The 13,753-nt window shown below is 67.7% G+C and carries 10 protein-coding genes; 8 read left to right on the top strand and 2 right to left on the bottom strand.

The features are described 5' to 3' along the window. The first annotated feature begins 188 nt into the window (after window positions 1-188). The 3 genes from PU630_RS12525 (at window position 189) to PU630_RS12515 (ending at window position 4,676) form a co-directional block, all read left to right on the top strand. On the top strand, window positions 189-2,003 hold the full coding sequence (locus PU630_RS12525) for an ABC transporter ATP-binding protein (protein WP_275277397.1): 1,815 nt from the start codon (window positions 189-191) through the stop codon (window positions 2,001-2,003). After that, entirely contained in the window at window positions 2,000-3,808 is a 1,809-nt protein-coding gene (locus PU630_RS12520; protein ID WP_275277396.1) for an ABC transporter ATP-binding protein, read from the top strand. The genes PU630_RS12525 and PU630_RS12520 overlap by 4 nt, the downstream gene beginning before the upstream one ends. Before the next feature lie 88 nt (window positions 3,809-3,896). Further along, window positions 3,897-4,676, top strand: coding sequence for a hypothetical protein (locus PU630_RS12515; RefSeq protein ID WP_275277395.1), 780 nt, complete (start codon window positions 3,897-3,899; stop codon window positions 4,674-4,676). A 52-nt stretch (window positions 4,677-4,728) separates the two neighbouring features. Here PU630_RS12515 and PU630_RS12510 read toward each other — a convergent pair whose 3' ends face one another. Then, on the bottom strand, window positions 4,729-5,181 hold the full coding sequence (locus tag PU630_RS12510; protein ID WP_275277394.1) for a GNAT family N-acetyltransferase: 453 nt from the start codon (window positions 5,179-5,181) through the stop codon (window positions 4,729-4,731). A 154-nt stretch (window positions 5,182-5,335) separates the two neighbouring features. Between PU630_RS12510 and PU630_RS12505 the strand changes: the two genes are divergently transcribed. After that, window positions 5,336-7,555, top strand: coding sequence for an NADP-dependent isocitrate dehydrogenase (locus PU630_RS12505; RefSeq protein WP_275277393.1), 2,220 nt, complete (start codon window positions 5,336-5,338; stop codon window positions 7,553-7,555). 73 nt (window positions 7,556-7,628) lie between these two features. Here PU630_RS12505 and PU630_RS12500 read toward each other — a convergent pair whose 3' ends face one another. Continuing rightward, the gene (locus PU630_RS12500) at window positions 7,629-9,041 is read right to left on the bottom strand and encodes a L,D-transpeptidase family protein (protein ID WP_275277392.1); all 1,413 of its coding nucleotides are present in this window, start codon (window positions 9,039-9,041) and stop codon (window positions 7,629-7,631) included. Window positions 9,042-9,226: 185 nt separating this feature from the next. Between PU630_RS12500 and PU630_RS12495 the strand changes: the two genes are divergently transcribed. The 4 genes from PU630_RS12495 to PU630_RS12480 all read left to right on the top strand — a co-directional run bounded on the left by PU630_RS12495 (window position 9,227) and on the right by PU630_RS12480 (window position 13,744). Beyond that, window positions 9,227-10,411, top strand: a complete 1,185-nt coding sequence (locus tag PU630_RS12495) for an ROK family transcriptional regulator (protein ID WP_275277391.1) — start codon at window positions 9,227-9,229, stop codon at window positions 10,409-10,411. 91 nt (window positions 10,412-10,502) lie between these two features. Next, entirely contained in the window at window positions 10,503-11,840 is a 1,338-nt protein-coding gene (locus PU630_RS12490; RefSeq protein WP_275277390.1) for an extracellular solute-binding protein, read from the top strand. A gap of 30 nt (window positions 11,841-11,870) precedes the next feature. Next, on the top strand, window positions 11,871-12,851 hold the full coding sequence (locus PU630_RS12485) for a carbohydrate ABC transporter permease (RefSeq protein WP_275277389.1): 981 nt from the start codon (window positions 11,871-11,873) through the stop codon (window positions 12,849-12,851). Continuing rightward, window positions 12,848-13,744 carry a carbohydrate ABC transporter permease gene (locus PU630_RS12480; RefSeq protein ID WP_275277388.1) on the top strand — a complete coding sequence of 299 codons (897 nt, stop codon included), beginning with the start codon at window positions 12,848-12,850 and terminating at the stop codon, window positions 13,742-13,744. Before PU630_RS12485 ends, PU630_RS12480 begins: the two co-directional genes overlap by 4 nt. Window positions 13,745-13,753 lie beyond the last annotated feature (9 nt).

Below are 13,753 nucleotides of genomic sequence, written 5' to 3'. Positions count from 1 at the left end.
ATGTACCAGGCCGTCATCGACGTCAAGCCGGTCGTCTTCCGTCCGCTCGCGGCCGGGGGCCCGTCCGAGGGATAGAAACCGGACAACCGCCGTCCGGCACACTCACTCCCTCCGGCGCAGCTCTGCGCCCGCTCCGTCACCACATCCCCGGGTGACATCTGTCTGCTCTCCCACCCCTCATAAGGATCATGACCTCTCCGTCTACGCCACGACTGTCCACGCCGCGCGCTCTGGCACGGCTCCTCCCGTTCGTCAAACCCTTCTTCCCGCGCCTGATCGCCGGGCTGGTGATCGCGCTCGCCGCCGCCGTGATGACACTGGTCATCCCGCTCGTGCTGCAGGTCGTCGTCGACGGCCCGATCGCCGACAAGAACATGCCGCTCATCGGCTGGGCGTGCCTGGCTGTGCTCGTGCTGGGCGCCGCCGAGGCCGTCTTCGTGTTCTTGCGCCGTGCGTTCGTGCTCGGTCCTGCGACGAAGATCGAATATCGCATCCGCCAGGACTTCTACGAGCGTCTGCAGCGCCTGCCGGTGGCCTTCCACGACCGCTGGCAGTCGGGCCAGCTGCTCTCGCGCATGATGCAGGACATCAACCTCGTCCGCCGCTGGATCACGTTCGGGCTGATCATGCTCGTCGTCAACCTGCTGACGATCGTCATCGGCACCGTGCTGCTGTTCCGCTGGCACTGGGCGCTGGGCGCGGCGTTCATCGTCATCTCGATCCCGCTCTGGTTCTTCGGCTACCGGTTCGAGCAGCGGTACGGTGCGTTGACCCGGCAGAGCCAGGACCAGGCCGGCGACCTGGCCACCGCCGTCGAAGAGAGCGTGCACGGCATCCGTGTGCTCAAGGCGTTCGGCCGCGGCAAGCATGCGCTGCAGAAGTTCACGCGTCAGGCCGATACGCTGCGCGGCACCGAACTGCGCAAGGCGCACGAGGTCGGGCTGCTCTGGTTCTGGCTCGACTCGGTGCCCATGCTCGCGTTCGGCGTGTGCCTGCTGCTGGGCATCTGGCTCAGCTCCCTCGGGCAGCTCACGGTCGGCGAGCTGTTCGCGTTCTTCTCGATGGCCACCGCGCTGCGCTGGCCGCTCGAGTCGCTCGGGTTCCTGTTCTCGTTCCTGATGGACGCGCGCACGGCGACCGACCGCATCTTCGAGGTCTTCGCCGAGAAGAACACGATCACCGACCCCGAGCGGCCGGAGACCGTCGCCGAGCCGCGGGGTGAGCTCGCCTTCCGCGACGTGCACTTCCGCTATCCCGACGCGGGTCCGGATGAGCGCGACCTCCTCGACGGCGTCGACCTCGTGCTGCGCCCGGGCGAGACCATGGCCCTGGTGGGCCTCACCGGTTCGGGCAAGACGACCCTGACCACTCTGCCGGGGCGCCTCTACGACGTCACGGGGGGCGCCGTCGAGCTCGACGGCGTCGACGTGCGCGCGCTGCGTCTTGACGAGCTGCGCCGCCACATCGCGATGGCGTTCGAAGACGCGACGCTGTTCTCCGCCTCGGTGCGCGAGAACGTGCTGCTCGGACGCGACGACCTCGACATCCACAGCCCCGAGGCGCAGGCCGTTCTCGACGAGGCGCTGAGCACCGCGCAGGCGCAGTTCGCGTACGAGCTGCCCGACGGCGTCGACACGACCGTCGGCGAGGAGGGCCTGAGCCTGTCGGGCGGGCAGCGGCAGCGGCTCGCCCTGGCGCGTGCCGTCGCGGCGGCGCCGACGGTGATGGTGCTCGACGATCCGCTGTCGGCGCTCGATGTCGACACCGAAGCGCTCGTCGAGGCCGCCCTGCGCCGGGTGCTGGCGACCACGACGGCACTCATCGTCGCGCATCGCTCGTCGACGGTGGCGCTGGCCGACCGGGTCGCGCTGCTCGAAGACGGGCGGATCACCGCGGTGGGCACGCATGCCGAACTGCTGCATTCCAGTGAGCACTACAGATACGTGATCTCGAGCCTCGAAGTCGAGGATCAGCGCGTGCGCACCTCGGAGGTGAACCTGTGAGTACCGTCGTCGGAACCCGCGGCGAAGACCGCAACGACTACACGAAGGCCGAGAGCCGCGCCATCCGGCAGCGTTCGCTGCGTCTGCTGGGCTCGCTGCTGTCGCCGATGCGGTGGCTGGTGATCCTCTGCGGCGTCGTGGTCGTCGTCTCCACCGCGATGCAGGTGATCGGCCCGACGCTCATCGCATACGGCATCAACACGGCACTGCCGAGGGCGCTGGAAGCGGAGTGGATGCCGGCATTCGGCATCACCATCGCGTACATCGTCGTCGGCGTCCTGGGCGCGCTGCTCATGGGCTGGTTCGTCGTGCTGTCGGCGAGGCTGACCCAGACGATCCTGCTCGACCTGCGCACGCGCATCTTCCGGCACACGCAGCGGCTGAGCCTGGAGTTCCACGAGACCTACACGTCGGGGCGCATCATCTCGCGTCAGACGAGCGATCTCGAGGCGATCCGCGAACTGCTCGACGGCGGGCTGACCCAGCTCGTCTCCGGTGTGCTGTTCGGCATCTTCACGTTCATCTCGCTGTGCCTGCTCGACTGGCGCAGCGGTGCCGTGCTGGTGGTCATGGGCATTCCGCTGGCGTTTCTCATGCGCTGGTTCTACGGCCAGTCGCAGAAGGGATTCCGCGCCTCGCGCGTCGTCTCCGCGCGCCTGATCGTGCAGTTCGTCGAGACGATGACGGGCGTGCGCGCCGTCAAGGCGTTCCGCAAGGAACGGCGCAACGATGCGGAGTTCGGGGAGATCTCCGCCGAGTACCGCCGCGTCAACCTGCGCCTGGTGAACCTGTTCGGCATCTTCGAGCCCGGGCTCATCCTGCTGGCGAACATCACGATGGCGGTCGTCCTGCTGTGGGGCGCGTTCCGCGTGGTCGACGGCACACTGCTGATCGGCTCGTTGCTCGCTGCGGTGATGTACATCCGCAACTTCTTCAGCCCGCTGCAGGATGTCGCGATGTTCCTGAACTCGTACCAGTCGGCCACCGCCGCGCTCGAGAAGGTCTCGGGCGTCATGGAAGAGGAGCCCTCGGTTCCCGATCCCGCACACCCGGTCGACCTGTGGGAGGCCAAGGGTCACCTCGAGTTCGACGACGTGGAGTTCGCGTACGGTGCGGGCAAGGTCATCCTGCCCGACTTCTCGCTCGACATCCCCGCCGGGCAGACGATCGCGCTGGTGGGCACAACCGGCGCGGGCAAGTCGACGCTCGCCAAGCTCGTGTCGCGGTTCTACGACCCGACCCGGGGCGCGGTGCGACTCGACGGCGTCGACCTGCGCGAGCTGCACCCGAAAGACCTGCGCCGCGCCATCGTGATGGTCACGCAGGAGGCCTATCTGTTCAGCGGCACGGTGGCCGACAACGTAGCACTGGGCAAGCCCGACGCGACGCTCGACGAGATCCGGGCCGCGGCGGGCGCCGTGGGCGCGGACGCGTTCATCGAGGCGCTGCCCGACGGGTACGACACCGACGTGAACAAGCGCGGTGGGCGCGTGTCGGCGGGGCAGCGCCAGCTGATCTCGTTCGCGCGCGCGTTCCTCGCGAACCCGGCGGTGCTGATCCTCGACGAGGCGACGGCCTCGCTCGACATGCCCAGCGAGCGCCAGGTGCAGGACGCCCTCCAGACCTTGCTGGCCGACCGCACGGCGATCATCATCGCGCATCGTCTGTCGACGGTCGCGATCGCCGACCGGGTGCTCGTCATGGAGCACGGCCGCATCATCGAGGACGGCGCGCCCGACGAGCTGATCGGCGGCACCGGAAAGTTCGCGCAACTGCACGCCGCCTGGCGCGGGTCGTTGGTCTGAGCGTCGCCCCGACTCGCGGCGGCGCGGCGCGGCACGGGGTCGCGGAGCGGGGCGGAGGCTCCCGCGGGACCTGCGTTAGGTTGAGGGTGTGGATCCGATCTGGGCCGCGGCGACCGAGCTGTGGTGGGTCGTGCCCGCCGCCGCCGGCGCGGGAGCGGCCGGCTTCTTCGCGTTGCGCACACGGCAGACGGCGAAGGGAAAGCGGCTCGGGTACGACGCGGCCAGACTCGAGCTGCGCGAAGCACGCGGCCAGGCCCGAAGCGCCGCTGTGACGGCGCGGATGGCCCGGGCCGAGACCGCCAGGGTCCTGGCCGATCGCGCCGCGTCACGGGCCGACGCCGTCGCAGTGGCATCCGCCCGTCGCGCCCTCCGCGATGCGCAACTGGCGTCGAAGGCGGCCCTGGCGCGGGTGAAGACGGCACGGGTGCGCGTGTCGGCCGAGCACGCAGCGCTGAAGGCCGAAGGACTGCCTCTGGAACGCCTGAGCGCCCGCCATGACGCGGTGCTGACCCGGTGGATGCGCTACGAGACCGACCCGGGATTGGCTCTGGCGTTCCCGGCGATGAGCGACGCGCGCGACCCGCACACCGCCGCGTTCTTCGTCGCCCTCCAGCAGGCGCGGGATCGGCGTCCGGGGTCGAGTGCGCGGGTCACGGCATCCGACTTCTCCGTCTACCGGCGCGCGGTGGACGAACTCGAGCGAGCGTTCGAGAACGCCGAGCGCTCAGCGCGCGGCGAGAAGGTTCAGACGGAACTGCCCGATGCGTTGCGGGATGCTGCTCGCACGATCGTGGAGAGATCCACCGAGGCGTTCAGCCGTGCCGTCGATCTGCTCGGCGATTGGAACGCGCGCCGCCACGATCGCTGACGTGCGGGCCGAAGCGATGCGGGTGCGGCGCTCGCCGCCCGCGCGGCCGGCGTCAGAGGCGGATCTCGGCGATGACCTCGCCGTACTCGGTCTCGTCGACCGGTGTGAAGCCCACGCGCTGGAAGAACATCTCGGGGCCGCCGCTGCCGGCCTCGTAGATCACGTTCACGTGGTCCATGTTGCGCTTGCGGGCCTCATCGAGCAGGCCGTCGACGGCGAAGCGCCCGACACCGCGTCCCTGCTCATCGGCATCGACGTTGATCCGCCACAGCACAGAGCGGAAGTGCTCCTGCGGGAAGTCGGGGTCGAAGTTCGCACTCACGAAGCCGACGACCTCGTCGTCGTCGACCACGACGCGCTGCCACGAGGTCTGCGGATTGACGACTGTCGCGGCGATGCCGTACGAGACCGGGGAGAGGAACTCCTCCTGTCCCGGCTTCAGCGAGAAGTTGTTGACCGCCACGATGGTCGACGCGGACAGTTCCACCAGTCTCAGGTCACCCATAGACGTCAGCGTATCCATAATTGACGACCTCGGGCACGCCGGACGCCGTGAGTATGGCCTGAGACGGGCGAAGTTATCTCGATATCAAGATATTTTCGTGCGCACGGTAGGCTGGAGTGACCCCGATCGAAGCAAGCGAACGAAGAGGCGAGCGGTGACCGATTCCACCATCATCTACACCTATACGGACGAGGCGCCCGCACTGGCGACCGCGTCCTTCCTGCCCATCATCCGGGCCGTCGCCGGGCAGGCAGGGATCGACGTCGAGACGCGCGACATCTCGCTGGCCGGCCGCATCCTCGCCGCGTTCCCGCAGAACCTCACGCCCGAGCAGCAGGTCGGCGACGCGCTGGCCGAGCTCGGCGGTCTGACGACGCTGCCCGAGGCCAACATCATCAAGCTGCCGAACATCTCGGCGTCCATCCCGCAGCTGAAGGCGGCCATCGCCGAGCTGCAGGGTCAGGGCTTCGACATCCCTGACTACCCCGACGAGCCGTCGACCGTCGAAGAGAAGGACGTTCGCGCGCGCTACGACCGGGTCAAGGGCTCGGCCGTCAACCCCGTTCTGCGTCAGGGCAACAGCGACCGGCGTGCGCCGCTGGCCGTCAAGAACTACGCGCGCAAGCACCCGCACACCAACAAGCCCTTCCCGGCCGGGTCGAAGACGCGCGTGGCGACCATGGGCCACGACGATTTCAAGAACAACGAGAAGTCGTGGGTCGCGGCCCATGACGATGTGCTCACGATCCGCCACATCGCCGCCGACGGCACCGAGACGATCCTCAAAGACAACCTCAAGGTGTTGCCCCGTGAGATCGTCGACGGCACCTTCCTGTCGGCATCCGCCCTCGATGAGTTCCTCGCCGACACCATCAAGACCGCCGCCGACGAGGACGTGCTGTACTCGGTGCATCTGAAGGCGACGATGATGAAGGTCTCTGACCCGATCATCTTCGGCCACGTCGTCAAGGCATACTTCGCCGACGTGTTCGAGCGCTACGGCGACAAGCTCGCCGCGGCGGGATTGAGCGCCAGCAACGGGCTCGGGTCGATCCTCAGCGGGCTCGGCGAGGTCGACGGCGGCGACGAGATCGCCGCGGCGATCACCGCCGACCTGAAGCGCGGACCCGAACTCTCCTATGTCAACAGCGACAAGGGCATCACGAACCTGCACGTCCCTTCGGACGTCATCGTCGACGCTTCGATGCCGGCACTTATCCGCAACGGCGGCAAGCTCTGGGGTGCGGAGGGTGAAGAGGCCGACACCCTGGCGGTCATCCCCGACTCGTCGTACGCCGGTGTCTACCAGGCCGTCATCGACGACGTCATCGCCAATGGGCCGCTGGACCCCGCCACTATCGGCTCGGTGTCGAACATCGGCCTGATGGCGCAGGCCGCCGAAGAGTACGGCAGCCACGACAAGACCTTCGAGATCGAAGCCTCCGGTCGCGTCGAGATCGTCGACGGGGACGGCAACGTGGTCATCGAGCACGAAGTCGGCGCGGGCGACATCTGGCGCGCGACGCAGACCAAGTACGTGCCGGTGGTCGACTGGGTGCACCTCGCCGTCACCCGGGCTCGCGCGACCGGAACGCCCGCGGTGTTCTGGCTCGATGTCAACCGCGCCCACGACGCGCAGATCATCGCCAAGGTCTACCAGGCGCTGGCCACGATCGAAACGCAGGGCGTGCAGATCTCGATCCTGCCCCCGGCCGAGGCGTGCCGCTATTCGCTCGCGCGCATGCGCCAGGGGCTGGACACCATCTCGGTCAGCGGCAACGTGCTGCGAGACTACCTCACCGACCTCTTCCCGATCATCGAGGTCGGCACGAGCGCCAAGATGCTCTCGATCGTCCCGCTGCTGGCCGGCGGTGGCCTGTTCGAGACCGGCGCCGGCGGCTCAGCCCCCAAGCACGTTCAGCAGCTGCTCAGCGAGGACTACCTGCGCTGGGACTCGCTGGGCGAGTTCTTCGCGCTGGCCGCGTCGCTCGAGCACTACGCGACCGTCACCGGCAACGCGAAGGCCCAGGTGCTGGCCGACACGCTCGACCGCGCCACCGGGACGTTCCTCGAGAACGACAAGTCGCCGGGGCGCAAGCTGGGCACTATCGACAACCGCGGCAGCCACTACTACCTCGCGCTGTACTGGGCGCAGGAGCTGGCGGCGCAGTCCGACGACGCCGAGCTGGCGGCGGCCTTCGCTCCGGTCGCCGAGGCGCTGGCGGCCGACGAGCAGAAGATCGTCGACGAGCTGCTGGCCGTGCAGGGTGAGGCCGTCGATCTGGGCGGCTACTACCGTCCCGACGGCGAGCTGGTCGTGAAGGCGATGCGCCCGTCTCCGACGCTGAACGCCATCATCGACGGCCTGGCCTGACGCCGGACAGACGAGAGGGGTGGATGCTGCGGCATCCACCCCTCTCGTCGTCCTCCGGCGAGTTCGCCTCAGACTACGGCTGGACCGTGACCTCCATGCCGTCGGGGGCCCAGTCGTAGACGGTCTTGGCGATGCTGATCGGCATGTTCACGCAGCCGTGGCTCATCACGTGCCCGAAGTTGTTGTGCCAGTACGTGCCGTGGAACGCGATGTCGGGCGCGAAGTACGTCACCCACGGCACGTTCTTCGTGCAGTAGTCGTATCCGTCGACACAGCCCATGTCTTGCATGCCGACGTGAGCGAAGACGGCGAAGTGACCCGTCGGCGTCGCGTGACCGGCACGCCCCGTGGAGACGAGGTAGCTGTTCCACAGCTTGCCGTTCTGGTAGAAGTAGGCGCGCTGCTCGCTCAGGTCGACGACCGCGTAGCGCGAGATCTTCGTGGTGGATGCCTTGTCGACCGAGACCTTCAGCTCGTACGTGCCATCGCCCGAGGCGAGCTGCGTCGCGAACGCCGCCGCGATGCCGCTGGTGTCGCCGAGCGTGCGCCCGTCGAGCGTCTCCTTCTCGGTGGCCAGCACCGTGCCCGAGCTGTTCGTGATCACGGTGCCGTTCTGCGGGGCGCGGTCGACCTTCTTCGCGAGCGTGGAGACGACCTTGTCGATGGCCGACGCATCGGCGGTGACGTCGAACGATCCGTCACGCGGCGTGACGGTGAGCCAGGATGCCGCGACCTTGCGGTCCACGGGCACCGTGCGCTCCTTGCCGACGTAGAACCCGGCCGTGTCGAGCACCTTGTTCAGGGTGCGCGCCGTGGTCTTGGCCGTCTCGGTGGAGATCGCCGGGTCGGTGGCGATGGTCGTGGCCTCGACCGAGGCGCGGGTCTGACCGGCGTCGAAGGCGGTCTGCAGCGCGGAGGCGACGGCGTCGAGGTCGATGCCGGTGCCCTTCTCTGCATCGGTGACGACGTACTTCTCGCTGTCGGCGTCGTAGGCGACGGCGGCATCGACCGGGTCTTCGAACAGCGCCGGCGCCGCCTTGCGCAGCGCGGCCTCGGCGGTGTCGTGGTCAAGCGTGACGCGGGCCTGCTTCGTCTCGGAGTACCACGACCCGATCTTCCACATCGGGTGCTCGCTGTACGCGGCCGAGGCGAGCGAGCTCGCATCGACGGTCGCACCGAGCTGCGCGCCGGTCAGCGTCGCGTCGATGCCGTCGCCGGACAGCTCGACGGTCGTGTTCTCGAGCTCCTTCTGGATGGCCGCCGCGGCGCTGCCGGGCGTCATCCCGCCGATCTGGACGCCGGCCACCGCTGTGCCGGGGGCGATGAGGATGAGGGATGCTGCGACCACGCCCGCAAGCGCGACGCCGATCGGCGTGCCGATCCACAGGCCCAGATGGCGCTTGCGCTTGTGCGGCGGCGCCGGCGCCCATGCGACGGACTGCGATGACGTGCCGTCGGCACCCGATTTCTGTGACTGATCTGCCACGGACTCCACCCCCGGTGATGTTCCCCCGGTCACCATGCTAATCGACGCGGGCGATCGACAAGGGGGCCGCGGCCTGAGGAACAGGTGTGGGGCCGATCAAGAATCGGTAACGTTTTTGTAAAGTTGCTATGCAATATTGCGCGGCGGGGTTGCGGATCCCGTGTTCGTAAGGTGTACTAACAAACATGTCCACCACGGGAGTGCAGCGCGGCCCCTCCGCCTCTTCAGGCGCGGGAGCGGAACCGTCATCGAAGACCGCCGTGCGACACTCGCGTCACGGCGCCAAGGTGCTTCCCGAGCACGCCCGCGCCCACAACCGTTCGCTTGTTCTGCAGACCCTGTTCCACGACGGCGCTATGAGCCGCGCTGATCTCTCGCGTGAGACCGGACTGACCCGCGTGACGATATCCGACCTGGTCGCAGAGCTCATCGCCGACGGCTTCGTCGCCGAGAGGGGCGTGCGCGAGATCTCACGGCCGGGCAAGCCGGCGATCCTCGTCGATCTCGATCATGAGGGGCACCGCATCGTCGGCCTCGACCTGTCGGGCACCTCGTCGTTCGTCGGGGGAGTGCTCACCCTCGACGGCACGATCGTGGTCCGTCGTGAGATCCCGCATCCCGGCGCCGACGGCGATGTGGTCGGAACGATCCTGGCCTTCGCCCACGAGCTCGTCGACGACTGCCATGCTCCTGTCCTGGGCGTCGGAGTGGGCACCCCCGGTGTCGTCGACGACGCCGGTGTGGTCGTGACCGCACCCAACCTCGGGCTGGACGGCTTCGACCTCGAGGGAGCGCTGCGCGACGTGCTGCACGTGCCCGTCGTGGTCGCCAACGACGCCAACGCGGCTGTCCTCGCCGAATACACGTTCGGCGGCGCGCGCGACGACGTCATGCTCGTCAAGGTGGGCCGCGGCGTCGGCTCGGGTCTGCTCTCGGGCGGACGCCCGATGATCGGCAGCCGCTTCGCCGCCGGTGAGATCGGGCACGTCACGGTCGCGACCGACGGCGGGCCGAAATGCTCCTGCGGCAAGGTCGGCTGTCTCGAGGCCTGGATCTCGGTGCCCTCGCTCACCACGCGACTGGCCGAAGCCGCGGCGCCGCACGACGACGTCCTGCGCGACGCCGGAGAGCGGCTCGGCATCGCCCTGGCGCCCGTTGTGGGCGCGCTCGACCTGTCGGAGGTCATCCTCTCCGGCCCCGCAGATCTCCTCGACGGGCCGTTCGCCGCGGCCACCGCCGAGACGTTACGGACCCGGACCCTCGCGAAGATCCACGAGGGCATCCGGGTGCGCATGACCGCACAGGGCGAAGACATCGTCCTGCGCGGCGCCGCGGTCATGGTCTTGTCCGCACAACTCGGGGTGTCGTAGCAACAGCGCCACCGGCATCCCATCATTCCCCCGGGTAGGTCACCCGACCTTCCCACCCTCACCAAGAGAAGCAGAGAAACAAGGAGACAGAATGCGCACATCACGCATCGTCGCGGTCGGAGCCGCCGGCATCGCTGCCGCGCTCGCGCTCAGCGCGTGCTCGAGCGGCGGCAACGGAAACAACAACGCCGGTGGCGACGACACCTCGAAGGCCGGCACGATCGCGGCGCCCGACGGCGCGGGCAAGACCCTCACCGTCTGGTCGATGACCGGCGACCTGTCGGACGACACGCTCGCGGCCATCAACAAGAAGTTCGAGGCCGACACCGGCGCGAAGGTCAAGGTCGAGACGCAGCAGTGGAAGGACATCGCGACCAAGATCACGACGGCCCTCGCCACCGACACGCCGCCCGACGTCATCGACATCGGCAACACGCAGGTCTCGACGTTCGCGGCCAGCGGCGGCTTGGCAGACCTGACCGCGTACAAGGACGCCTTCGCGCAGGGCCAGACCTGGCTCGGCGGCCTCGTCGACCCGGCCATGGTCGACGGCAAGCTGTACGCCGTCCCGTCGTTCGGCGCGACCCGCACGGTCATCTACAACAAGAAGACCTGGTCCGATGCGGGCGTGACCGCGGCGCCGACCTCGTACGACGAGCTCAAGGCCGACCTCGACAAGGTCAAGGCCAAGAACCCGGCGAGCGACTTCTCGTCGTTCTACCTGCCGGGGCAGTACTGGTACGCCGGCATGCAGTGGATCTGGGATGCCGGTGGAGACATCGCCACGCAGAAGGACGGCAAATGGGTCTCGGGCTTCTCCAGCTCTGAGGCGCAGTCGGGCCTGAGCGAGTGGAAGACCTTCCAGAACACCTACTCGTCGAAGGCCAGCCAGACGCTGAACACCGACAAGCCCGACCAGGACCAGGTGTTCGCCGACGGCAAGACCAGCGCGATCATCGGCAACAACTGGGAGATCGGCGCGATCTCCAAGGCGAACCCGAAGATCACGACCGATGATCTGGGTACCTTCGCGATGCCGGGCGCGTCGGGCAAGACGCAGCCGGTCATGCTGGCGGGCTCCGACTGGGGCATCGCCGTCAAGAGCCAGCAGCAGGAGCTCGCACGCTACTGGGTGAAGATCGCGGCCAGCCCCGAGATCCAGAAGACCAACGTCGTCAAGGACGGCTGGATCCCGAACAGCGACGAGGCGCGCAAGGCTGCGCTCGACGGGGGCACCCTGACCGAGCAGCAGACCGCGTTCTTCCAGGCTGCCGAGAACTCGAAGGCGACCCCTGCCTCGGGCAACTGGGCCACTCTGGAGGACCCCGGCATGAAGCAGTTCTTCCAGTCGGTCGCCTCGGGCGCCAAGTCGCCTGCCGACGCGGCGACGTCGTGGGATGACACCGTCAACTCCACGCTGAACCAGTAGTAACCCGTCCGCCTTCGACGAAAAGAAGCAATGAGCACCTCTCCCGCGACCATCGTCGCAGGTGAGGGAGTGGCCGCCGCCCCGCGCGGGCGGCGGCCACGGCCCCCTCGCCAATACACCAAGCAGTCGCGATTCGCCCCGCTGTGGCTGCTCTCGCCCGCCGGGATCGTGATCCTCGCGCTCATCGTGGCGCCGATCGTGTTCCTCGTCTACACCTCGTTCACCGACTACGATCGGCGCACGCTGTTCACGGGCGAGTACAACGGCGTCGGGTTCCAGCAGTACATCGACATCTTCACCGACAGCCAGTTCTGGCACTCGACGATTCTCACGCTGCTGTTCACGGCGGCCATGGTCCTCGGCAGCCTCGTGATCGGCATCGGCGTCTCGCACCTCATGACCAAGCTGGGCACGGTGATGCGGTACGTCGTGACGATCGTCCTCATCTTCGCGTGGGGCATGCCGAACGTGGCATCCGCCCAAGTGTGGGGCTGGCTCTTCCAGCCCGGCTACGGCGTGATCAACTGGATGATCACGCAGCTGCGCATCTTCGGCGACCAGACCGACCTCTCGTGGTGGAACAGCACTCCGCTGGCACTGATCAACATCTGGATGCTGGTGGTCTGGCAGGCCGTGCCGTTCATCGCGCTCACCACCTACGCCGCCCAGACCCAGGTCGACGGCTCGCTCATCGAAGCGGCCCGCATCGACGGTGCCGGTGAGTGGCGCATCTACTTCTCCGTCATCCTGAACGCACTGAAGCCGACGATCCTGCTGATCGCGGTCCTGTCGATCATCTGGGACTTCAACGTGTTCAACCAGATCTGGCTGACGACGCAGGGCGGTCCCGACAACGGCACCGCGACCCTCGGCATCTGGTCGTACCTGGTCGCGTTCAACCAGTTCAAGGTCGGCAGCGGCGCGGCGATCGCGGTCGTGACGACCGTCATGCTCATGATCATCAGCGGCTTCTACATCCGGAGCCTGCTTCGTTCGGGAGAAGACCTGTGAGCGCCACCGTCAGCGAGACGCAAGCCGTCGTCACCCCCTCAGGGACCGCCCCGGTCGGGCGCCGCTCCCGCCCCCGACGCCGCACCGGTGCCACGATCGTGGCGCTCGTGTTCTCCGTCATCTGGATCTTCCCGGTCTACTGGATGGTGATCACGTCGTTCAAGCCGCGGGCGGACGTCATGACCCCCGATCCGCAGTTCATCCCGCTGCACCCCACCATGGTGAACTTCGTCAACGCGGTGTCGAAGACGGACTTCCTGCTGAACCTGCGCAACAGCGTCGTGGTCGTGTTCACCGCCATCGTCTTCGCCCTGCTGATCGCCCTGTTCGCGTCCGCGGCCCTCAGCCGGTTCCGGTTCAAGGGGCGCCGCACGATCATGGTGATGATCCTCGCGGTGCAGATGCTCCCGGGTGCGGCGCTGCTGATTCCGCAGTTCCTTATCTTCAACGACCTGGGTCTGCTCAACAAATACATCGGCCTGATCCTGGCGTATGTCGCCGCGGTGCTGCCGTTCTCCATCTGGTCATTGCGCGGCTTCTTCGTCTCGATCCCGGTCGAGGTCGAGGAGGCGGCGATGGTGGACGGGGCCGGCACCTGGAGCATTCTGTGGCGGATCCTGTTCCCGCTCGTGGTGCCGGGCCTCATCTCCACGAGCATCTTCGGGTTCATCACGGCGTGGAACGAGTACATCCTCGCGTTCACGTTCATGAAGGACACCACGATGTACACGCTGCCGGTGTGGCTCGCGGGTTTCGCGATCCCCAACCAGCCCGTCGACTACGGCGGTCAGATGGCGGCGTCGGTGCTGTTCTCGCTGCCGGTGGTCGTGCTGTTCCTGATCATCCAGCGGCATCTGGTGACGGGCATGTCGGCAGGGGCGGTCAAGGGCTGATGTGCGGCA

Origin of the sequence: Microbacterium horticulturae, from assembly GCF_029094505.1 — a bacterium.
In the GTDB taxonomy this organism is placed as follows: Bacteria; Actinomycetota; Actinomycetes; order Actinomycetales; family Microbacteriaceae; genus Microbacterium; species Microbacterium horticulturae.
The sequence above is the reverse complement of the archived record's forward strand: the minus strand, read 5'-3'. Positions and strand labels throughout refer to the sequence as shown.

Coding starts and splice junctions, on each gene's coding strand:
- PU630_RS12525 (WP_275277397.1), top strand. CDS start 189: ATGACCTCTCCGTCTACGCCACGACTGTCCACGCCGCGCGCTCTGGCA.
- PU630_RS12495 (WP_275277391.1), top strand. CDS start 9,227: ATGTCCACCACGGGAGTGCAGCGCGGCCCCTCCGCCTCTTCAGGCGCG.
- PU630_RS12485 (WP_275277389.1), top strand. CDS start 11,871: ATGAGCACCTCTCCCGCGACCATCGTCGCAGGTGAGGGAGTGGCCGCC.
- PU630_RS12490 (WP_275277390.1), top strand. CDS start 10,503: ATGCGCACATCACGCATCGTCGCGGTCGGAGCCGCCGGCATCGCTGCC.
- PU630_RS12510 (WP_275277394.1), bottom strand. CDS start 5,181: ATGGGTGACCTGAGACTGGTGGAACTGTCCGCGTCGACCATCGTGGCG.